At 32.1% G+C, this 22,635-nt stretch carries 20 protein-coding genes and 1 riboswitch; of the genes, 3 read left to right on the top strand and 17 right to left on the bottom strand.

What is annotated here, in order from left to right; translation table 11 throughout:
- Positions 1-69: 69 nt before the first annotated feature.
- Positions 70-173: riboswitch (SAM riboswitch) on the bottom strand.
- 163 nt (positions 174-336) lie between these two features.
- The 13 genes from shc to ABID96_RS09260 form a co-directional block, all read right to left on the bottom strand.
- The gene (gene shc, locus ABID96_RS09320; protein ID WP_192601761.1) at positions 337-2,208 is read right to left on the bottom strand and encodes a squalene--hopene cyclase; all 1,872 of its coding nucleotides are present in this window, start codon (positions 2,206-2,208) and stop codon (positions 337-339) included.
- A gap of 26 nt (positions 2,209-2,234) precedes the next feature.
- Positions 2,235-2,516 (bottom strand): hypothetical protein, encoded by a 282-nt coding sequence (locus ABID96_RS09315; RefSeq protein WP_192601760.1) that lies wholly within the window; start codon positions 2,514-2,516, stop codon positions 2,235-2,237.
- A 140-nt stretch (positions 2,517-2,656) separates the two neighbouring features.
- Entirely contained in the window at positions 2,657-3,616 is a 960-nt protein-coding gene (gene hutG, locus ABID96_RS09310) for a formimidoylglutamase (RefSeq protein ID WP_483300787.1), read from the bottom strand.
- Positions 3,594-4,862, bottom strand: coding sequence for an imidazolonepropionase (gene hutI / locus ABID96_RS09305; RefSeq protein ID WP_192601758.1), 1,269 nt, complete (start codon positions 4,860-4,862; stop codon positions 3,594-3,596). The genes hutG and hutI overlap by 23 nt, the downstream gene beginning before the upstream one ends.
- Positions 4,863-4,871: 9 nt before the next feature.
- The gene (hutU, locus tag ABID96_RS09300) at positions 4,872-6,530 is read right to left on the bottom strand and encodes a urocanate hydratase (RefSeq protein ID WP_192601757.1); all 1,659 of its coding nucleotides are present in this window, start codon (positions 6,528-6,530) and stop codon (positions 4,872-4,874) included.
- A 17-nt stretch (positions 6,531-6,547) separates the two neighbouring features.
- On the bottom strand, positions 6,548-8,056 hold the full coding sequence (gene hutH / locus ABID96_RS09295; RefSeq protein WP_192601756.1) for a histidine ammonia-lyase: 1,509 nt from the start codon (positions 8,054-8,056) through the stop codon (positions 6,548-6,550).
- Between the two features lie 106 nt (positions 8,057-8,162).
- Positions 8,163-8,594 carry a histidine utilization transcription antiterminator HutP gene (gene hutP / locus ABID96_RS09290; RefSeq protein ID WP_087998142.1) on the bottom strand — a complete coding sequence of 144 codons (432 nt, stop codon included), beginning with the start codon at positions 8,592-8,594 and terminating at the stop codon, positions 8,163-8,165.
- Positions 8,595-8,739: 145 nt separating this feature from the next.
- A complete protein-coding gene (locus tag ABID96_RS09285) occupies positions 8,740-10,203 on the bottom strand; it encodes a long-chain-fatty-acid--CoA ligase (protein ID WP_192601755.1) in 1,464 nt (487 codons plus the stop codon).
- A 232-nt stretch (positions 10,204-10,435) separates the two neighbouring features.
- Positions 10,436-10,657 (bottom strand): hypothetical protein, encoded by a 222-nt coding sequence (locus tag ABID96_RS09280; RefSeq protein WP_192601754.1) that lies wholly within the window; start codon positions 10,655-10,657, stop codon positions 10,436-10,438.
- A gap of 272 nt (positions 10,658-10,929) precedes the next feature.
- Positions 10,930-11,364 carry a hypothetical protein gene (locus ABID96_RS09275; RefSeq protein WP_192601753.1) on the bottom strand — a complete coding sequence of 145 codons (435 nt, stop codon included), beginning with the start codon at positions 11,362-11,364 and terminating at the stop codon, positions 10,930-10,932.
- Positions 11,365-11,526: 162 nt separating this feature from the next.
- Positions 11,527-12,750: an MFS transporter gene (locus ABID96_RS09270; RefSeq protein WP_192601752.1), complete on the bottom strand. Its 1,224-nt coding sequence runs from the start codon at positions 12,748-12,750 to the stop codon at positions 11,527-11,529.
- A gap of 358 nt (positions 12,751-13,108) precedes the next feature.
- Positions 13,109-13,783, bottom strand: a complete 675-nt coding sequence (locus tag ABID96_RS09265) for an N-acetylmuramoyl-L-alanine amidase (RefSeq protein WP_192601751.1) — start codon at positions 13,781-13,783, stop codon at positions 13,109-13,111.
- A 465-nt stretch (positions 13,784-14,248) separates the two neighbouring features.
- Positions 14,249-14,761, bottom strand: coding sequence for a DUF3231 family protein (locus ABID96_RS09260; RefSeq protein WP_192602064.1), 513 nt, complete (start codon positions 14,759-14,761; stop codon positions 14,249-14,251).
- Positions 14,762-14,954: 193 nt separating this feature from the next.
- Between ABID96_RS09260 and ABID96_RS09255 the strand changes: the two genes are divergently transcribed.
- The gene (locus ABID96_RS09255) at positions 14,955-15,197 is read left to right on the top strand and encodes a WGxxGxxG family protein (RefSeq protein WP_192601750.1); all 243 of its coding nucleotides are present in this window, start codon (positions 14,955-14,957) and stop codon (positions 15,195-15,197) included.
- A gap of 688 nt (positions 15,198-15,885) precedes the next feature.
- Positions 15,886-16,401: a DUF421 domain-containing protein gene (locus ABID96_RS09250; RefSeq protein WP_192601749.1), complete on the top strand. Its 516-nt coding sequence runs from the start codon at positions 15,886-15,888 to the stop codon at positions 16,399-16,401.
- A 252-nt stretch (positions 16,402-16,653) separates the two neighbouring features.
- On the opposite strand, the gene ABID96_RS09245 is transcribed toward ABID96_RS09250, so the two are convergent.
- From ABID96_RS09245 to ABID96_RS09230, 4 genes are all read right to left on the bottom strand, one after another.
- On the bottom strand, positions 16,654-19,113 hold the full coding sequence (locus ABID96_RS09245) for an LTA synthase family protein (RefSeq protein WP_192601748.1): 2,460 nt from the start codon (positions 19,111-19,113) through the stop codon (positions 16,654-16,656).
- Positions 19,114-19,299: 186 nt separating this feature from the next.
- The gene (locus ABID96_RS09240) at positions 19,300-19,869 is read right to left on the bottom strand and encodes a histidine phosphatase family protein (RefSeq protein ID WP_192601747.1); all 570 of its coding nucleotides are present in this window, start codon (positions 19,867-19,869) and stop codon (positions 19,300-19,302) included.
- A 438-nt stretch (positions 19,870-20,307) separates the two neighbouring features.
- Positions 20,308-20,499 carry a hypothetical protein gene (locus tag ABID96_RS09235; protein ID WP_192601746.1) on the bottom strand — a complete coding sequence of 64 codons (192 nt, stop codon included), beginning with the start codon at positions 20,497-20,499 and terminating at the stop codon, positions 20,308-20,310.
- A gap of 142 nt (positions 20,500-20,641) precedes the next feature.
- Positions 20,642-21,448 (bottom strand): DUF817 domain-containing protein, encoded by an 807-nt coding sequence (locus tag ABID96_RS09230; protein WP_192601745.1) that lies wholly within the window; start codon positions 21,446-21,448, stop codon positions 20,642-20,644.
- A gap of 97 nt (positions 21,449-21,545) precedes the next feature.
- Between ABID96_RS09230 and ABID96_RS09225 the strand changes: the two genes are divergently transcribed.
- Entirely contained in the window at positions 21,546-22,622 is a 1,077-nt protein-coding gene (locus tag ABID96_RS09225) for a site-2 protease family protein (RefSeq protein WP_192601744.1), read from the top strand.
- The last annotated feature ends 13 nt before the right edge of the window (positions 22,623-22,635 follow it).

Here is a 22,635-nt window from a genome sequence, read left to right as displayed (position 1 = left end):
TTCCCTTACATACAAAAATAAAAACGCCATTCTTTCTAAAATGAAAGAATGACGTTATCTACAATCCACGCCTTATCTCTCATGTTAAAAACATGCTGGATTTAGCACTTTTTAGCTAAAGCTAAAGTTGCCGGGTTTCAAAGGGCCAGTCCCTCCACCACTCTCGATAAGGAATATTCAGTTATTTTTAATATGAATAGTTTACTATACTTAACCAATTAAAGAAACATATTTTATGAAAATTTGAAAAATAGACATATTTTATTATTTTTCGAATCACTTAGTTTACATAATAATATTATTTGATAAAAAACTGAAACTATATACATAATAAAATTATTTTTGAACATAATGCGCTAATGCGAGTAATGGATATATATGTTGATAACTATGATAATGAATATAAAAACCACCTGGTAAACCGAGACCTGTTGGATACATTACTTCTTTTTTTGTTTTATCTTTTTGAGCCAGTAAATATTGAATCCCTCTTTTTATCGCTTTATCTTCTTTATCTACAATCGTTAATAAGGCATCAATAGCCCATGCTGTTTGACTAGGAGTACTATACTTTAGCGGTACATATCTTTGCTTTACAGCCGAATAACCAGACTCTCCCCAACCTCCATCATCATTTTGCGCACTGATAAGCCATTTAGCAGCTTTTTGAATTGCTTCATGATTCTTCGGTATTCCGATTGATCGTAGTCCAGTGATAGCAGCCCATGTTCCATAAATATAACAAATTCCCCATCTACCATACCAGCTACCATTTTTTTCTTGGTGCTCAAATATCCACTCGCTCGCCTTTTTAACTTGTTCATCATTTCGATCAATTGTTGTATAGTTTCCAATAAATTCTAAAACACGACCTGTTAAATCTGCCGTCGATGGGTCAATGATGGCATCCTTGGCATTTTCTATTGGTAAATAAGTTAACCATTTATTTGTTACATTTTTTTCAAATGCGCCCCAACCACCATCATGATTTTGTAAGCCCAATAAAAACTGAATCCCTTTTTGCCATTTTTCAAGTTGGGTTGAGTCTGAGATAGCACTTCTTGTTAATGCCCTTAATGCTGCACTTGTATCATCATTATCTGGAATAAATGAATTTACTTCTGAAAATCCCCAACCTCCAGGACTGATTTTCTTTGCATGCTTCGACCAATCACCTTTTAAGATTTGCTGTTTTTTATTTAAATAATCAACGGATTTTTTAATTAAAGTATCTGTCGGGGAAACGCCTGCTTCTTGTAATGCATAGGAAAGTAACGCTGTATCCCAAACCTGTGAGGGAGAATTTTGAATATGAATACCATCTTCGGTTTCAAATGAAAGTGAGATTAAACCACTTAATGCTTGTTGAATTTCATTTGAGTTAGTTTCATATCCAAGAGCTAGTAATGCGTATATCATATAATATGTTGAACTAGCGTAGCTATAAAATGTACCGTTTGTTTCAATTCTTTCTAATATAAATTTTTCAGCTTTTTCATATCCTTTATCATGAAAATATAGTGGATATGAGGCAAGCTTCTTACCCTCTTCTACTAAAAAGTGAAAAAATGAATTTCTCTCATCGTCAAACCACTCGATCTCTTTAGTAGCATGTAAATGATCTAGATTAATTGGATGATTAGATTTAATAATAAATCGTTTATTAATACATAAAATCATTGGAATTAAATGAACTCGGGCATAACTACTTAGTTCAAATAAACTGAGAGGAAAATTGTCTGGGAGCAGAAAATAGCTCATCGGAAAATGAAAGAATGTTGGATATTGAATGAATCCATGTATCGCTAGAATCATTTTTGTCATAAAATGTACTTTTCCCAGCCCACCATTTGAGAGTATAAATTTTTCTGCTTTCTTCATATTAGGATGATCTTTTTCTAATGTGTTAGAGACTAATAATGCAGCATATGCTTGAACAGTCGCGGATAGATTCCCATTTTTTTCATCTTCATATAATTTCCATGAGCCATTTTCTTCTTGTAACTTGATCAAACGTTTTGCAATATTTTCACATAATTCTTTTTCTTTATCTAATAATGCTAAATCACTTAAAAGAATTAACATAAAGCAATCTGTCATAATCGACCCTTCAAAACAATATTCCCAAGACCCATCTGTATTCTGATCTTTTCTTAATAAATTTATGCGCTCATTTAAATTTTGAATAACTTCTTCCTCGAGGTTCAACAGTTTCACCTCAAATCTTTCAAGATTTAAGTATGATGGTATTTATCCATCCTACTTTTCTTTTCACTAGATTCACCTTCAATGTCAACCAATCTCTTATTCTTCACTTTAATTTCAGATACCAAGCTTAATATAAATACAAAAAGACTCAAAGGGAACACAATAATTTTATAGCCAAACAAGGTAAAAGCAGGAAGAATATCTAGAAAATAACCCAAGGAAAATAAAACGATAACTAGTAATATATTAACCCCTATTACAGTGAGTAAAGCTTTAAATGCCGAGTTTAAGCTAATTGAATACTTCAAAATGATCACACTCCATTACAAATCTATGTTAATCATAGAAAAATCATGAATGAAAAAACCATTTTCGTTAGGAATATGTGAACGTTTGTTAGACATAATAAAAAACTCGTAAACAATTTTTATTGTTTACGAGCTTTTATTTATCGATTCAATTTAACTTTTTCAACAAGAAAATTCAATATGACATGTGCAGCAATTCGGCTTGTCATATCACGGAAATCAATTGTAGGATCTAATTCTACAATATCCATCCCACAAACTTTTGGATGTGATGCTAGATAACATATTCCATCAATCAGCGTCTGACTATCCATTCCACCAGGGCCAATTGCTGGACAGCCTGGTGCAAAAGCCTGATCTAACACATCCATATCGAGACTAATATAAATAGCATCAACTTCCTGTGATAAACGATTTATACAATCAATCATAATTTTTTGAATACCCAAATCACGTACATCACGCATTGTATAAATTGTGACACCATGATTGATTCCAAACTCAGTATAAGGAGCACTATTTGAAAAATTACGCAAACCAATTTGAATTAAATGTTCACCATTTAATATACCTTCATCTATTAAACTGCGAAATGGTGTTCCGTTTGACCTGCCACCATCATTTATATTTCTTAAATCGTGATGCGCATCAAACTGAATGACCCCAATTTTCCCCCTAGCTTCTGTAAAAGCAGCGATGCTTGGAAAGCTAATCCCGTGATCCCCACCTAAAATAATCGGCATAGTATCTTTAAATTGGTTCAATAATTCAGCAATCGTCGATTTAATACGATTTCTAGATTCCTCAAAATCAGTGACATGCATCGTGATATCGCCAAAATCTGTAACACGTAACGTTTTCAAGTCAATTCCATCTTCAATATGATACGTACTATAGCTACTTAGCATTTTACGTATAGATGCGGGAGCAAAGCTAGCTCCCGAATGACTAATTGATGTTTTAGATAATGGAACGCCTATGATTGAAAAATTATGTGCATCTTTTCCATCCCAAGCAGTGACTATTTCATTAGCTTTTGTAACAGATGAATCAACGAAAACTGCATCTCCTGCTTTTTTAAGATGTGATAGAGACATCATATACACCTCTATTTACGACTAACTTTCCATTCTTAAACACTGATTCTACATGATTTACACCAAAATGATATGGTACATAAGTATAATTTGGTGCATTCCAAATAACAACATCAGCTTTACGTCCAACTTTTAGTTTACCAGCTTGTTCACCACGATTAATTGCATATGAAGAATTAATCGTTACCGCATTCCATATCTCTTCGGGTGTCATTTTTAACTTTAACATAGCAATGGTCATGATTAATTGTAAATTCTCTGTCGGACAACTTCCAGGATTAAAGTCAGTAGCCAATGAAACAGCAGCATTTTGATCGATCATTGCTCTAGCTGGTGCAAATTCAGGTTTGTTTAAATAGAAAGTTGTACCTGGTAAAATAACTGCAATCGAATTACTATCACCAAGCATTTCTACACCTTTAGATGATGCGCCACATAAATGATCAGCTGAAGTCGCCCCAATTTCTGTTGCCATTTCTGTTCCGCCAAGTGGATCAATTTCATCTGCATGAATTTTGACTAAGAATCCTTTTTCTTTTGCTTTTAAAAGAAATTCTCTTGATTGTTCAACGGAAAACACGCCAGTTTCTGCGAAAATATCAACGAACTCTGCCAGCTCTTCTTCTTTAATTTGATCTAGTAGAGATAACATCTTCTCTAAAAATGCTTCTTCATTTCCTTTATAATCTTTTGGTACGGCATGGGCACCTAGAAACGTAGAAACAATATCTATATCATGCTCAGATTGTAATTCTTTCGCAACCTTTAATTGTTTAAATTCAGTTTCCTCATCAAGACCATAACCACTTTTTGCTTCAACAGTCGTAACACCATAGGAAAGCATACGATTTAAATGTTGAATTGTTTTTTGTTTCAGTTCTTCATGAGTTGCCAACTTTGTTTGACTAACAGTCGAGTGAATACCTCCACCCATTTCTAATATTTCTAAGTAAGATGCACCTTGTAATTTTAAGCTTACTTCATGCTCACGTGATCCTCCAAAGACCACGTGAGTATGAGGATCAACTAATCCAGGCGATACTAATTTGCCTTGACAATCAATTACTTCATTAGCATCAATTTTAGTTTCATTCATTTGACCAATATAAATAATTTGACCATCTTTCCAAGCAATTTCTGCGTTCTCTATTACGGGTATTACATTCATCTCTTTACCACGAACTGGACCGTCACCGTGATCCATTGTCACAAGCTGACCAATATTCGTTAATAATATATCTGCTTTCATTCTTTACACCTACTTCATCATTGGGATATTTACGCCTTTTTCTTTCGCCGTTTCAACTGCTAAATCATAACCAGCATCAACGTGACGAACAACACCCATTCCTGGATCTGATGTTAATACTCTTTCGATACGTTTTGCAGCTGCATCAGTTCCATCTGCTACTATCACCATACCAGCATGTAAAGAGTAACCCATTCCAACACCACCACCGTGATGTACACTTACCCAGCTAGCGCCATTTACTCCATTAATTAGTGCATTCAGAATTGGCCAGTCAGCTACAGCGTCACTGCCGTCTTTCATACTTTCAGTTTCACGGTTTGGAGAAGCTACCGAACCACAGTCTAAGTGGTCACGACCAATTACGATAGGCGCTTTTAACTCACCATTTTTAACCATTTCATTAATGATTTTTCCGAATTTAGCACGCTCACCGTATCCTAACCAACAGATACGAGATGGTAAACCTTGGAATGCAACCTTTTCACGCGCCATACGAATCCAGTTACATAAGTGTTCGTTATCTGCAAACTCACGAAGAATGACTTCATCTGTTTTGTAAATATCTTCTGGATCTCCAGAAAGAGCTACCCAACGGAAAGGTCCTTTTCCTTCACAGAATAATGGACGAATAAATGCAGGTACAAAGCCTGGGAAATCAAATGCATTTTTAACGCCTTCATCAAATGCAACCTGACGGATATTATTACCATAATCAAAAGTAATTGCTCCACGTTGTTGCATTGCTAACATTGCTTCAACGTGTACAGCCATACTATGTTTAGCTTGTTTAATCAATTCATCTGGATTTTCTATACGAAGTGTTTTTGCTTCTTCCATCGTCATTCCAATTGGTAAATAACCATTTAATGGATCATGAGCTGAAGTTTGGTCAGTAATTAAATCTGGTAAAAAGTTACGTGCTACTAATTCTGGTAAAATTTCAGCTGCATTACCAACTAAACCGATTGCAAGAGCTTTTCCTTCATTTTTAGCGTCAGTTGCAAGTTGTAAAGCCTCTTCTAATGAATGAGTTAGAACATCACAATATCTTGTATCGATACGACGTTGAATTCTCGTTTCATCAACATCAATACCAATGACAACTCCTCCATTCATTGTTACTGCTAGTGGTTGTGCTCCGCCCATACCGCCAAGTCCAGCAGTTAATGTGATTGTACCTTTTAAGCTTCCACCGAAATGTTGTTTAGCTGCTTCTCCAAATGTCTCGTAAGTTCCTTGAAGAATTCCTTGTGTTCCAATGTAAATCCAACTTCCTGCTGTCATTTGACCATACATCATTAATCCTTTTTCATCTAATTCACGGAAATGCTCCCAAGTAGCCCATTTTGGTACTAAGTTTGAATTAGCTAATAATACACGTGGTGCATCTTCATGTGATTTAAAAATTGCGACCGGTTTACCAGATTGAACTAATAAAGTTTCATCGTTCTCTAATTTTTTTAATGACTCAACAATTGCATCGAAGCTTTCCCAGTTTCTTGCTGCTTTCCCAATACCACCATAAACAACTAAATCTTCTGGTCTTTCTGCTACTTCCTCATCTAAGTTATTTAATAACATGCGAAGTGCTGCTTCTTGAACCCAACCTTTTGTATTTAATTCAGTTCCTGTTGGTGCTTTTAGTGCTCCTTTAATCAGTTCCATTTGATTACCCACCTTTTTTATATTTGTTTTTGTCCTACAAAGCGATCTGAGACGAAATTTTCTTTTAAATAACTAGTTAATTTTTCAATATCAGTTGAAAACACACGATCCTTTGTAATTGAAGGTACAGTTTTACGTGCATCTTCCATAAATCTACGTGTGATGACAGACATTTTTTCAACGCCTTTATACTCAACACCTTGCATTGCACAAATACATTCAATTGCTAATACTCTTCTTGCATTTTGCAGAATTTGATAAGCGTGACGTGCCCCAATTGTTCCCATACTTACATGGTCTTCTTGGTTTGCTGATGAAGGAATTGAATCTACACTTGCTGGATGTGCTAACGTTTTATTTTCAGAAACTAAAGCAGCTGCTACATACTGCATGATCATAGCACCAGATTGTAAACCAGGCTCTGGACTTAAAAATGCAGGTAAATCGTTTAATTGAGGATTAACTAATCTCTCAATTCTACGTTCAGAGATATTTGCTAATTCTGCGATACCTAGTTTGAAGAAGTCCATTGCAAATGCGATTGGCTGACCGTGGAAGTTCCCACCTGAAAACACATCATCACCAAATAATAATGGATTATCAGTGGCTGCATTCATTTCTATTTCTAATTTTTCTTTCACATAATTAAGTACTTGCCAGCTTGCTCCATGAACTTGAGGAATACATCTTAATGTATAAGCATCTTGCACACGAATTTCACCTTGCTTTGTTGTTAACTGACTAGTCGATAAAATATTTCGATAGCGCTCAGCTACTTGGATTTGTTCCTTAAATCCACGAGCAAAATGAATTCTTTCATCAAATACATCTGTAATTCCTTGTAGAGCTTCAAATGTAATCGAAGAAATTAATTCACTTTGGTAAGCAAGTTCCTCACCCTCGATATACGTTAAAATGCCCATCGCTGTCATTGCTTGTGTACCATTTATTAGAGCTAACCCTTCTTTAGCTTCTAAAGTAATCGGTAAAATTCCTTCTTTTTCTAATGCATCTTTTGTGTCCATTCGGTTTCCTTTATAGAAAACCTCACCTTCACCAAGTAAAACTAGTGCTAAGTGTGATAATGGTGCTAAATCTCCACTAGCTCCAAGTGATCCTTGAGATGGAATCACAGGATGAATATGAGCATTAATTAATGAAAGTAATTTTTCAACAACAATTAAACGCACACCAGAATGGCCTTTTAACATTGTATTTGCTCGAAGAACTAACATCGCTCTTGAAACTAACTCAGGGAATGGCTCGCCAACTCCACAAGCATGCGATGCGATCAAATTATATTGAAGTGCAGAAACATTTTCCTTTGCAATAAATACATCACTAAATTTACCGAAACCAGTTGTAATCCCATAAACAACCTCGCCATTATCAACGATTTGTTCTACTTTTTCTCTGCATTTTTTTACAGCATGTAAGCTGTCTTCACTTGCTTGCACATAAACATTTTCAAATAAAATTCGTTTCATCTGATCCATTGTTAAACTATTACCAGTTAACGTCACCATTCTTAGCACCTCCAAATTTGGTTAAAAAACGCAGAAAGAGGCTATGCAACGTAAATAATCATTTACGAAACATAGCCCCCTATAATCTCTAATAAACTATGGGCATTTAAATATGATTGATACCAAGACCGGCAGATTCATGCTCAGATCCTTTGATCGGCGCACCGATTGTACCGTATAAAGCGACAGCAATCCAGTCACCTTCATTCGCATTTTTATAAGGTTTTCCTCTAACGACAGCAAATCGAAGACCAACTGTTCTGAGTACGCCACCTAACTGCAAATGACCTCTTGTGACACCTTGAATTGCTTCTAAAATTGCATGATATAACGAATGAACTTCTCTATACAAAGCCCCATTTATTACACCATTCTGTTTGGCAGCGGTTTCAATTGCAGCTACAATTTTTTGTGAATCCATTGTACCAACCTTACCAACACACCAAACGACATTTTCATTCAGATTAATTAGTTCTTCTTCTTCAGTCAAAGCAAGCATCATTGCTGTTCGACCAATTCGTAGACTTTGCTCTGCCATGTGCTATTACCTCTTATGCTTAATCTCTAATAAACTATTATCTATCTCAAGTATATGCTAATAATTACTAAACTTCAATATTTTCAGATTATTATTCTAAAAAAAATCGCAGGTCCATTATTTCTGCGATTTTCAATCAGCTTTATCAAAGGCTTCTTTTTAAAATTTTCCCTGTACTATTTTTAGGTAACTCATTAATAAAATAGATTTGCTTTGGAACTTTATAATGGATTAAATATTTCTGACAGAAGTTTTTAATCTCTTCCTCTTTTATCTCTTGATTCACTACGAGATACGCGCAAACAATTTCCCCTACTACTAAATCAGGCTTGCCGACAACGGCTGCTTCAATAATATTAGGATGCTTATATAATTGTTCTTCAATTTCTCTTGGATACACATTATATCCATTCGTAATAATTACGTCTTTTTTTCGATCTAATAAAAATAAATATCCATCTTCATCTTTCTTACCGAGATCGCCTGTTTTGAACCAGCCATTTGTAAAAGCTTTTTCAGTTTCTTCTATCTTATTGTAATAACCCATCATTACATTTGGTCCTTTTGCTACTACCTCTCCAATTTCACCAACTAAAACTTCCTCGCCTTTTTCGTTGAAGATTTTTGTTTTGACACTTGGTAAATCAACTCCAACTGAACCAGGCTTACAAAGTCCGCCATAAGGATTAAATGTTAAAACGGGTGATGTTTCTGATAAACCATATCCTTCTAGCATATTTAACTTAAATTTATCTTGTAATGATTGAAGTAACTCAATCGGAATTGATGAACCACCTGAAATACAAGCTCTTAAACTTGTAAAATCATCAGATGAGACGTTAGATAATTGATTTATATAATTATAAATTGTTGGTACAGCTGCAATTAACGTGGCTTTTTCATTTTTTATGGTGTCAACTAAAACAATTGGATTGAACTTTGGCACGATGATTGTAGTCGCTCCATTTAACAAAATCATGTTTACACAAATTGTTAAGCAAAAAGAGTGAAACATAGGAAGTACCGCAATCATCTTATCAGATTCATCTAATTCGATCATCGAAGAAAAATCATTCACATTTTCTATCATATTACGATGGGTAATGACTGCCCCCTTCGGATTTCCAGTTGTCCCCGAAGTATACAAAATAACAGCAGGATCATTTTCACCTAAAATAGGACTAATATATGAATCATTACTAATTATTTGTTGGTTTACTTGTTCAATTGCAATGACATGTTCACATATTGGACAAGAACCTTTTACACTCAATAATTTATCTTGTTGATCTTCTTTTGTAATAACAAGCTTAACATTCGCATCATTTAAAATATAAATTAATTCATGCTCAGTAAATGCAGGATTTAAAGGTACTGCAATTGCCCCAAGCTTTAAAACTGCTAAATAAGCCTGAATGAACTCTGGTGAGTTTCCAAGTAAAATAGCAACCTTGTCATCTTTATTAATATTTCTATTTAATTCTTTAGCAAAACGATTTGTTTGCAAAATTAATTCATCATAAGTTGAACTCACGCCTTCATACACAAATGCAATATTTTTAGCTTGTCTACCATTGGCAATGCTTTCAATCACATTATAAATATTCATTTTCTGTTCATTCCTTATTATGTTTTCGTAGATAGTTTATGCTTAAGCTAGTTTATCATTTTTTTAGGAAAATGAAAAAGTTAGTTTAGTTGATTTTCTTTTTGTTGAACGGTGTTTTTTGTGATTTTTGTTATACTTCTGTAAAACCAATCGTAAATTTGTACTGTAAATATAAGAAAGGACTACATTTTTGTAGTCCTTTCTTAATCAAACTCACTCTTTAGTTTTCATTCTAATATTTCTTTATCTCTTTCATGAAATCCTCAAGCTCTAATTCTTTTTCTGTAGGTAACGCTTTGGAGATTCTCTTATTAATATTATATAAATAATATACGCCTCTACTTAATAGACCTATAAAAATCCCAAAAGCAATACCTCCACCAATTGCTGGAGGTAACCATATTAGTAAATATCCTATAATTGTAAAAAGGATAATAAATAAAAATAGATACATATTTTTTGACCTCGTTTAGTTATTTTTCTTAATACTATTCATTAGAGATTCGTTTTTTTTCTTGTTAGATTAATAGAGTCCCCTAATTTTTCTCTACTATAACAAGTGAATATATCATGGGTAGCGATCCACCATTACACTGAGATAATACTTTCCATCCCTCTTGAAGAAGTTGATTTATCTCATTTAAGTGATTCTTTTTTTCGGAATAAATAAACTACAATTGCCTTTTGCAACTTACACCTCCCTAAAACATGAATGAAAATAAATAATTAATTTTTATATTTTATGATCTCTTTTAATGAATTTGTATTATTTTTATCCAAACTTCTATACTGCTGCCTGTTTATTCCGTTCATTTGAATGATTGAATCTCCTTCTTTTGTGAACCAAATATTAAAACTATATGAACTAACACTTTTCTTACCATTCTTGAACGATAATTGAACATCGTAATTGCCTAAATCATTACTTGGTTTATCAATATCATTACTGAACAAAAAGATTAATTCCAATTTATCAATTGTCGATTGATTGTCCAATTTCACCTGTTTAAACTCTATCACATTCCTGTTTTTATTTGACTTGTTTATTCCTACCGTTATCTCTCTAGTAGGTTTTTCATAAATTCTTTTTCCATATTGAAAACCGAATAAAAATATAGCAAGAACTGATACTGCAATCACTATTAAATATGTTTTTTTCAAACTAAGTACCTCCGAGAATAATTCAAAATCGCATCTTTGTAGGTTTTAACCAAATTTTACCATATTTTTCGAGCGGAATGACTTCCTTTTTGATAACATAAAAATTTTTAATTGCTTTATCTTAGATGGATATGAGGTAGAGATTCATTTTTTTATCCTTTTCTATATTTCACGATTATATTGTTCATCAAATATAATCGGTTTTTCTTTTAAGTAAATTGTAAGGACACAACAAATGAAAAGCAGTATCAAAACGAAATAAACTGAATGAATCCAAGTAGAGTGATCCCCTTTCACAATTTGCATTGCCGCAATGACAATAACTGCACCAAGATTCCCGGCCATTAATAAAAGACTTGTCGCTGCTCCAGATTGTCTTTCACCTACTAGCTCTTCTGTAACTGAAAGTAATAATGGAAAAGCAGGTAAGAAAAAGAATCCTAGCATACTACCAAGTATCAGAAGGATCGGTAAATGACCTCTTGTACAAATAGGATAAGTTAGAAGTAATGGGAAAATGATTGTACATAATATGAACGGTTTTCTCTTACCAACTAGATCTGAGAGTATTGGTATAATAATCGATCCGATGATTCCACCAATAATTAATGAACCACCTACTAAACCAGCTTGTTCAGAAGAAACACCATATGGTTTTAAAATTTGTTCAATCCAAGAGGTTAATCCATTAAAAACACCTAAACCCAAAAATGAGATGATATTTAGTAGAATGAACTGCTTATTTTTAAACAATGTGAATTGGTTACGAAAACTAGGAATGATATCAGTTTCTTGTACTGGAGTTTGATTTGGACTGCCAACAAAGAAGAAAAAAAGTGTTGAAATGATTGTAAGAAATGCCATAATGATTAATGATTGTTGAAATCCAAAGTGATTTACTAAATAAGGTGTAGTCGCTAATGCGAATGCCATTCCAATAAACATTCCTACAGTCCCTACCCCTGTTGCAGTAGCTTGTTGATTTTTAGGAAACCAATCAACAACTAATCTCGAAATCGCATTTAGTATGTAAGGCTGTCCAATCGCAATACCGATTTGTCCTATTAGTAAAATTGAAAAACTAGAATCGAAAACTCGTAGACATGCAAAAACTGACATAAAGATTCCACCAATTAATATACTGTACCTATATCCCTTACGATCAATTACTTTGCCTGAATGGATTGAGAGTAATATATAAATAAGAGGAAACACAGTTAGGAGCCAATTAATATCTGTTTCCGATACATTGTAATGAGACTTTAAATAAGATATTAAAGGGGCAAAATTCAGCCAAAGCATTTGACTAATTCCAGCTAGTGAAGCAAATGATATTAAAACCGTCCATCGATTAGAAACTGGTTTAAGTAATTTAATAGGATTCAAACTAAACACATCCTCATGGTATTTATATTCATAGTAGAATATATGACGTGATACAACTTGAATAAAACCTTTTAAACTATTATTTTATTTGTGACGAAAATGGAGAAAAAATAAATTTGGAGTCACTTGGATTTACTTAATTCCCACATTTTTATGATTCTTTTTATAACACCAATTCAATTAAATAGACTTACTTCCTTCTTAATTGAAGTATTGCTTAAATTGTGTTCATGTTATGTTTATCATTAATAGCAACAACGATAAATCAAAGGCGCTCTAACGCTTATATTAGTGAAGAGCGGCTTTGTATAATATAATTATCTCATTGTGATTCTTCTTATAAACTACTTATTTCTACTTATTTTTTTTGATACTCTATGAAAGAATCGAAACCTGCTTTTTTTAATTCCTCTACTCTTTTTTCCGCATTTGCTTTTTCTTCAAATGAGCCTGTAACCACTTGATAATAACCTGTTTTTGTGTCTGTTGATGTTTTCTTTTTTAATTTCAATGCTTTTGCAATGCCTTCCGCTGTTGCGATCGATAATCTTTTTAAATTCTCATCACTTTTTAACCAATTCGCATCTTCTTTGTTATCAATGAATAAATTTTCAAGTAAGATTGCGGGCATATTTGTTTCTCTAAGTACCGCAAAATTAGCTTCCTTCTTTCCTCGGTCATAAAATCCTAGCTGTGAAGTAATTTCATCATGAATGATTGAGCGATAATTAATCGTATTGCTTGAGACATTCCCATTGTAAATATAACTTTCGAAACCATGTCCTCCACCTGCATTTACATGAATTGAAACAAAATAATTTGCACCCCAATCATTAGCTAAGTCCGCTCTTTTATTTAATTCAACAAAAACGTCTGAGTCTCTTGTCATTTGTATACTTACATTTTCATAGTCGTTCATTAGGATAGACTTTAGTTTCTTTGCTACATTTAAGACAATATCTTTTTCCTTTAATCCGTTCGCAGCTGCTCCCGAATCGCTCCCTCCATGCCCTGGATCAATCGTAATTTTCATTTAATTCCCCCTATGAATAATTAATTCCGAGTATTGCTTGCCTTCAACTACATTTAATTGGCGTAGACTGTTTCTTATTATGTCATTAAGTTGTTTGTAGCATTATTTACAAGCGTTGTCTCAAAAATTATTTCTTCGTCTCGTTTTAATTTACTGTTTGTTGAATGCAAAATAAATATTGCTTGTCTACTCATTTTATGTTTGTCCGATTCTTTAGGTGAGTGGTGTTTAAAAATATTGTGGTTCTAAGGTAACGGAACTCGAAGTTGCAATAAGCGGCTGGATGTGCCGATGTTTAGTCCTTCTTAAACTAAACTAGAATTTAACGCAAAAAAATCGACATTATAGTCGATCATGTTGTACAGCTAACGAACTTGCTAACTTCCTCTTTTAAATTTTAATCTAGAATTTCAGAGGGGAAGCAACTAATAAAGTCCACTGATTATTCAGTGGACTTTATTAGTTTTATTGTTGTTTGGTTTCATGATGAAGTGGTGGTGGAACTAGCCAGCCTTTATTTTTCATCATTTGTAATAGTACTGCACCATCCTTGGCTTTTTTGGCGCCCATTTGTCCATATAATAAACCAACATCTTCACGAATTGATTGACTCATCCCTTGACTACTTGCTACAACACCGGCTGCAATGTCAGCAGCTACCATATATGCTATTTGAGCATCTTGAAATCTTGCGCCAACAGGAATTTGTTCTAGATCAGCTTCTGGTCGTTCTGCTGGAGTTGGAGGAACCGCAATATCATTATGTAATAATACTTCTTCTAGTTCTTTGATTGATGGCTTAATTGATGTTTCAATTACTTGTTTTAAAAAAGCTTTTAATTCCTGATCACCAGTATGGTTTATATAGACTTGATACCCATCAAGTGCTCCTTTTGCAACTGATAACGCGGTCCATAATCCAAATACTTCTCCATAATGTAAAGGCTCATCTTGAGGATTACCACTTAAAATGCCCATTAAAATCTGACTTCCCTTCGTTATTAGATTCATACTATTCTCCTTTGTTGGAATAGGTACTAATTCTATTATTTAACAAAATATGCGAATTATACTTAATCGTTAAGCTATTGGATTATTTTGCCATGAATTATTTTAAACAAATATCTAAAAATATAATTGCATTGACTCTACATAAAAGGTGGTGAAATAAATGAAAAAGTTATGTTTAGGTTTCTTATCTTTATTATTATCGCTATCATTTTTAACTAATAATGCTTCAGCAGACAGCGATAGATACTCAAACAATAATATGAATAACCGATACAACCCAACACCTGTTACTAATCCTGCTAATGTTGACGATGATGACGATACTGATTGGGGTTGGATTGGATTATTAGGATTAGCTGGATTATTAGGATTAAGAAGAAGAGATCGTGATGACCGAAAGTAATAAGAATTTAAAGTCTAACTATATGTTAACTTTCCCTGAATAATATAGATTAGATTGCAAAAGAAAAATCCTCTTTAACAGAGGATTTTTTTATAATATGAATGATTTCTATCAATCAAGACAACTTCATTTAGACTAGTTGCCACTTTGTTAGAAAAATAAACAAAATTTGATACTGTTCAATACTTCTAATGCTATTTAGAATTTCGTTTAACCCAATTGGTACCACAAGAAATTTCCATTTTTAATTTTTACTTTTATATTTTAGATTCTTTATTCATTTATTAATTCCTTGTTCAATTTTTCTACCAATTCGGGCTTTTGAATAAATTTCAGTACATAGTGAGTCCCACTGATAATCATGACATCAGCTTAACCTATCTAATATTTAAAAGAGCCACAATAAAATTATAGGATTATTGTACTCTGTACATTAGATAAATCTGATTATTAATATATTCTGAACTATATTGAAGACCATTCTTATTCCACCATAGGATAATGCCCGCCAATAATGCAGTTTTAAGATCTATTTCTACATATTCATCAGTTAATTCTGTTCTAGCATTATCCCTTCTTGTTCCTACTAATTGTCTTAATACTAGAAAACAAATACTACCCTCACCCTGTCAATATTAATGAATATTTAGTAATCACTTTGGAAAATTAAGTTAAAAAGGATGATTATATGCAACTTGACATTGTTTGTAAAGCAGTGCTAATTATTATCATGGGAACACTTTTATTAAGAATAGCTGGAAGAAGCTCTATTTCTAAATTGACGGTTTCAGAACTTGTTTTAATGAGTACAATTGGTCCATTACTAAGTCGTCCAATTGAAAATAAGGGTATTTGGACAAGTTTTGGTGTTGCTTCTATACTTATCCTTACAGTATTTGTGTTTCAGTTTCTTAAATTAAAATTCAATTCAATAGGATTATTACTAAATGGCAAACCAATTATCGTTATTGAAGATGGGATCTTAAATATAGAAAATATGAAGAAGGCTCGTATCACGACAGATAATCTAAAAATGCGTTTACACCAGTTAGGTATAACCTCAATTGACGATGTAGCTTGGGCGTCATTAGAAGCGAATGGGCAAATTGGATATAAATTGAAGTCATTCTCACAGCCTGCAACTAAGCAGGACATTCAAAATTTGATACGACTAATTGAGACAAAATTACTTAAATCAGAATAAGGCTATGTAAAATCATTATTTCGCTTTTAAATAAAAAGCTCGCTCTCATTTAACTTTTAAATTTTATAGTACTATACAAAAAAAGGTCTGTGAAAACAGACCTTCAAATACAATTTTCATCTTTTTAAAAATCTCTGAAAAGTAAATCTTTTTTTGAATTATTAAATTATTCCATTTCTCTTAAACACTAATTTCTCAAATATCATAACTAAAAGATAACATCAAGATGGCTTTCATCAGCCTGAAATTAGCTTATTTTAGAAGTTTTAATGTCGCATTATTGACTTTGAAAAATTCTTGTAGTCTATCAGGTGTTAAATTTGTGCCATTCTGAAAAAGTTTATCTTTGTTAATACTTACGTAAAGATACCCATTTGGATAAAGATCAGATAATCCTTCTTTATCCATTGAATCAGCAAACTTATCTTTAAACGTTACACCGTTCAAAGAAAACTCATATGGAACATCAGATTCGCCAATATTAGCTCTAACAATTGTATATTTTTCAGGTTCTAAGAAAACTTCCCACGAAACTTTATTTAAATCAACACTTTTTGACTGTGCTTCAATAGTAGTTTTATAGTCACTGCTCGATACTAATTTTAGTGGGAATTTATTAGATTTTAATAACTCTTTATCCATCGAATCAGAAATTATTAAGGTTAATTCGACTACTTTACCCTCATTTAAAATTCCTTTAGGAATATTTACTTTTAGGTTTTTCTCATCTATCACTGTCGTTTTAAGACCTTTATCTCCAAGATAAGCTTTAGTAAATGAACTGAAGTTTTCACCCTGAAGTAGTAATTGTTGATTGTCTAAATCTTTAGACACAACACTTGGTAATACCTTATTAATTTTTAATGGTTCAGAACCAAAATAAAAGTCTTCATTTTTATTTAATAGCTTATTCTTATCAAAAAATTTGCTACCAAATAATATGTCATATTGAAGTAACTTGTATTTATCAATCCATTTTTGATTTTGATTTTCATTTTTCGCAAAAGAAGGGATTGTAGTTACTGCTTGTCCATGTTGTCTCATATCACTCATAAAGGAATAGAATCTATCATTGTTTAAATTTACTAGATCTAAAACATATGATGGTAACATATTTGCACTTAAACGAAAATCTTTTTGTTTTGGTAAGAAGTTTGACCATACAATCGCAGGAACACTGTGCATTTTATTATATCCCTTATATGTAGATACATCTTTATAGAATTCCATTTCTTTATAAACTTGAAAATCTTGACCTAACATTGGTAAGTGGTCTCCGTAAAAGACAAGAATTGTTGGTTCATCAATTTCTTTTAGTTTGTCTATAAGTAATTTAAGAGCTTTATCAACATCAGAAAGTGTTTGTGTATAAGTTTCCAATGTATCCTTTGATTCTTTAGATAATTCTTTATTAACTTTAATTGCATTTTCATTATTTTTATCTAAAGAATATGGTCCGTGATTTTCCATTGAAACCGCATAAATATAATCTTTACTATTTGATGATTTGATTTCTTTTGCAATTCGATTAGACAACTCATTATCTGCAATAAATTCTCTACGATGCTCAGGATTCAAGAAGAACTCTTGTCCAATAAAATTATTAAATCCAAGATCTTTATACACTTCATTCCTTCTATAGAACCAAGAATTATAGGTGTGAATACCAGTAGTTTTATATCCAATTTGATTTAAAACAGTTGGAACTGAATAGACAGGCTGATGAACATATTGTGCAAAAGCAATTGCTCCGTTTGGTAGTATTTGAGTAGATAACCCAGTTATTGCTTCAAACTCAGTGTTTACCGTTCCTCCACCATATACTGGAGATATCATTGTACCACTTGTAGCTGTTTTTTGAAGAGAATGAAAATACGGAATTGGGTCTTTACTAAAGTATTCTTTCCCCATCAGAGTAGGGTCCCAAAATGCTTCACTTTGTAAAAAAATAATATTAGGTTTCTTTTCAACCTGACCATTCGTATTATTTTCATATTTATTTAATATTTTTTCTACGTTATTTTTCGAATAATGAGATGGTTCTTTTATATTCAACCATCTAGCATCTAGTGCAAAACCCAAAACATAACCATTTTGATTTGAATGCATTTTTTGATCCCATGTAATGGTTTCAATTCCTAGATTTTCCGTAATTGGAATAGGTCTATCATATATAATCGCAAGCAAAGTAATAATAGAAAATATTGTTATACCAAGTCTTTTTGGTACATTATATTTTTCGTTCTTTACCATAATAGTTAACACAATTCCAATTAATAATAATGCTCCGAACGTTGATAAGACTATGTATAGATTTTCGATATTCAAGTATTTTGTAATATCTGCCGCCTCTCTCCCAAGAGAAAAATCAGTTGGTAATAAAGGTTCACCCCTAATATCCACCTTAACACCACTTACATAACCAACCAAGGAGGTAATTAGAATTGTTAAAAAACCCAAAAATACATAAGCCTTTTTATTTAAAAAGTAAAATAGATTTGTGATCCCAAATAGTAAAAAATAATTTAGCATCCCTTCCTTTGATCTGTTAATTAACCAATTAGAAAATTCAACTAAACTCCCTCTAAATAATGCTTCTCCTAATATAAAACCTAATAAAGGAAGCAAGAAGACTAAGTACAAATCATTATAATTCACGATTTTCATTGCAATACTAGGCTTCTTTTCTAATTTTTGTTCATATATTTCCAAAGTATTTTCACCCTACTTTTCCCGATTACTTTAAACGAATTTAATAATTATTTGGTTTTGTATGTTTACTATTATAATATGGCAATTATTTACAGCAAGTTTTAAAATTCGGTATTTTATTACAAATTTCAACATAAAATCTTAAAAATTCCCATAAGCGCAGATAATAGGTATTAGTTCTATATTTTAATTGTTCATTGAATATGTATTAGATTGCCAGTGTTTAGAGCTTGGTTTTTTATTGGATTTCCAACCTATTTTTTGAAGTTCTTTCGCAATTAATATATTAAAAAATCCATGTCCTATTAAAACAATATTATTGTGCTCTTGTGCAAATTTAATTAAAATCTTTGAAGCCCTTTCTGCTCTAATTTTAGCAGCACTTAGAGATTCGCATTCCCTTGAATATCCAACCAACCATATGCATCGTAATATCACTGCCCAAACTCTAGGTTTCAATTTTAGTCCCAAGAAGTTTATGTTAGGAAATGGTACCTCTGTTTCACGAAACAACTGATCTAAATATGTTACGCAATTTGGTTTTAAAAACTCTGCTGATTTTATTGACCTTTCTAAATCACTTGTAATGATTACTTTAGCTGTGGTTATCTTTTTTATAGTTTCAGTCGGATATATCTCCTCTTCAAATACGCCAGTCAAATCATATTTTAGAACCCAATCTTTAAACTCTTTAGAGGTAATTGCTTTATTTTCAGTCCATATTGATTTCCCGTGTCTTACCAAAGAAATTTCCATAATGATACTCCTATACATTCTATTCTAATCAATAAAAACAAAAATGTTTCTATGATTCTATTAGTCAATTCTTTCTAATATTAATACTGTTCAACTCACCTTCAACAGTTACTTTATATTCTTCTATCATTTCAGTTTGGCATTGATGACAAATCCTTCTTATTTCATTCACTCCTTTTATATTGATCAAATCATTTATCTATTAAACTTATTTCGACAATAAAGTTTCACTTTCCTTGTTCAACAATATGGCCATTTAATCAAACCCATTGGTAAATATAACAAATAGATTAATGGCTATATTGTTAGAACCATTTTTGTTTACCATCTGGTTCTTGAATTTGACGTAAAGTCAAAACATCTAATTCATTCGTAAGTTCAAAAAGAAAAAAAGAATCTTCCACTAAGATCCTTTTTTGTGTACCTCTATAGGTTTCATTATTCTTCGTTTTCGCGCTTTTTAATTTGTAAAAGCGTATCTGTGATGGTTTTCAGTTCCTCTTTTAGTCGGATGGTTTCATTTGCTACTTGTTCGGATGAAGTTTCTTTAATTGTCTTGTTTAGTACATCTACCACTTTACGTAACTTTCCGATGGATTGTTCAAGTTGAACTGTTGAAGTTGTTTTCATCATTTCTACTCCTTGATTGGTTTTACATTTAGCATACCACTGTTTATTTTATAGTAAATCATACCATTTATTAGACCCTTTTTTAAAGAAATTTCATTAAAATAACCCTCTACTAAATAGAGGGCTATGCAATTTTTTGATTTTACCTACTACTAGATACTTCATGTGTCTGATTGTGGGTAATCTTCTGACTAAACGCTACAATAATAAAACTGACAATGACTAGTAAAAACCAAGAACTAATTTTACCAACGTGGACGATTTGCCAATGGGCATGTTGATCCGGGTATTTCCATGCCCCAAAAAATGTGGCTATATTTTCAGCAATCCAAATGAATAATCCTATTAAGAAAAACGAGAGGACTAAATGCATTCGTAATATGGTCGTTTTCACTTTAAATTGCACCGTCGTTTTGAAAAATATAAATGGTAGAATCAGAATGAAAAGCCATCTCAGATCGTAAAAATAATGATGGGTAAAAAAGTTTAAATATATAAGGCTGCCAAATAATAAAACGACGATCGGGTTTGGATAATTTAATAATTGAATATGCATCCTTTTCCAAGCCTGGCAAATATAACTTCCCACACTTGCATACATAAATCCACTATAAATCGGAACATCCATAATTTTTAGATACGAATGCTCTGGATACGACCAAGATCCCATTCGTACTTTAAAGATTTCAAGTATTAATCCAATTAGATGGAAAATACAAATCATCAAAAATTCCTTTTTCGTTTCAAATTTTGTCATGATAAACGCTATTTGTATCAATAGGCAAACGATAAAAATAAAATCATATCTAGGTAAATATGGAATTGATACGAGCTTTGATATTGCTAATGTAGCAAATATTAGTACAGGAAAAAGACAAGAAAGTGCTTCTTGAACAGTAAATTCTATTAATACTAAAAAGTAATTTAAAAATCTAGTTTTAGTTTTCATGAAAGAATCCCTATTTTCTTTTAATTTAACAATTTTTTAATATATAATATTATAATTTTAAAAAAATTATATCTTATTATGTTAGAAGGTGAAGTGTATGTCACAACCAATTATTAGTCAAAAAACGAAAAAGAATGCTGCTAAAATTGGAATAGTACTCGCTTTTATCGGTGCAAAATTAAAACTGATTTTGCCCTTATTAAAAGCTGCTAAGTTTATGTCGTTTTTAAGCATGATTTTCTTTCTATTTACTTATGGATTAACATTTGGTTGGTATTTTGCATTTGCGATATTATATTTGTTAATTTGTCATGAAGGTGGGCATTTAATTGCCGCTAAAAGAAAAGGTTTACCAACTTCCCCTGCCTTTTTTATCCCTTTCGTAGGTGCAGTTATTTCCTTAAAGGAAATGCCAAAGGATGCTGTTACAGAAAGTTATGTTGCTTTTGGTGGACCACTGTTTGGTCTGATTTCAATTCTTCCTGCAATTCCTTTATATCACTACACACATAATGAGTTCTTTGGTTTGGTTATTGCGCTTGGTTGTATTCTGAACCTATTTAATTTAATTCCAATTTCACCACTTGATGGAGGAAGAATTTTAAGTGTATTACCTCCAATATTTTGGTTTATTGGTATTATGTTGATGTTTGTATATGTGTTTTACTACCCTAACTTTATCGCATTTTATATTATTTTCTTAGGCATCATAACGTTTATTAAACGCATAAGAGAAACATTTACATTAAAAGTGATAAACGAAAAAATAAAGCTTTACGAACATACGATTAAGCAATTTGAATTTGGAATATTTAACTATCAATATGATATTCACGTAAAAGACAGCTTTTTCTTTCCTATTTTTGAAGATCAGCAAAAACTAGAACATGAACTTCATAAAGAAAGACATTATATTAACAATATAATTAGATCAGTTGATATAAGAAACGACCATACAGATAGTGAGTGGCGTAGTCATATTGATCAAAAAATTGATGTAATAAGAAAAAATAAAATCCAACCTTTGTTAAAGGAAAAAGAAACGCTTGAAACTTATTACGTAACAAGTAATCGTAAAAAATGGCAAATATTTATTGCTTATATCTTACTTGCTAGTTGTTTATCCCTATTAGGATTTTGGGGTTATGGTTTAATTGAGAACGTAATGACGTAAATTAAAAATTAAT

The organism is Gottfriedia sp. OAE603 (assembly GCF_040543965.1).
Classification (GTDB): domain Bacteria; phylum Bacillota; class Bacilli; order Bacillales; family Bacillaceae_G; genus Gottfriedia; species Gottfriedia solisilvae.
The sequence above is the reverse complement of the archived record's forward strand: the minus strand, read 5'-3'. Positions and strand labels throughout refer to the sequence as shown.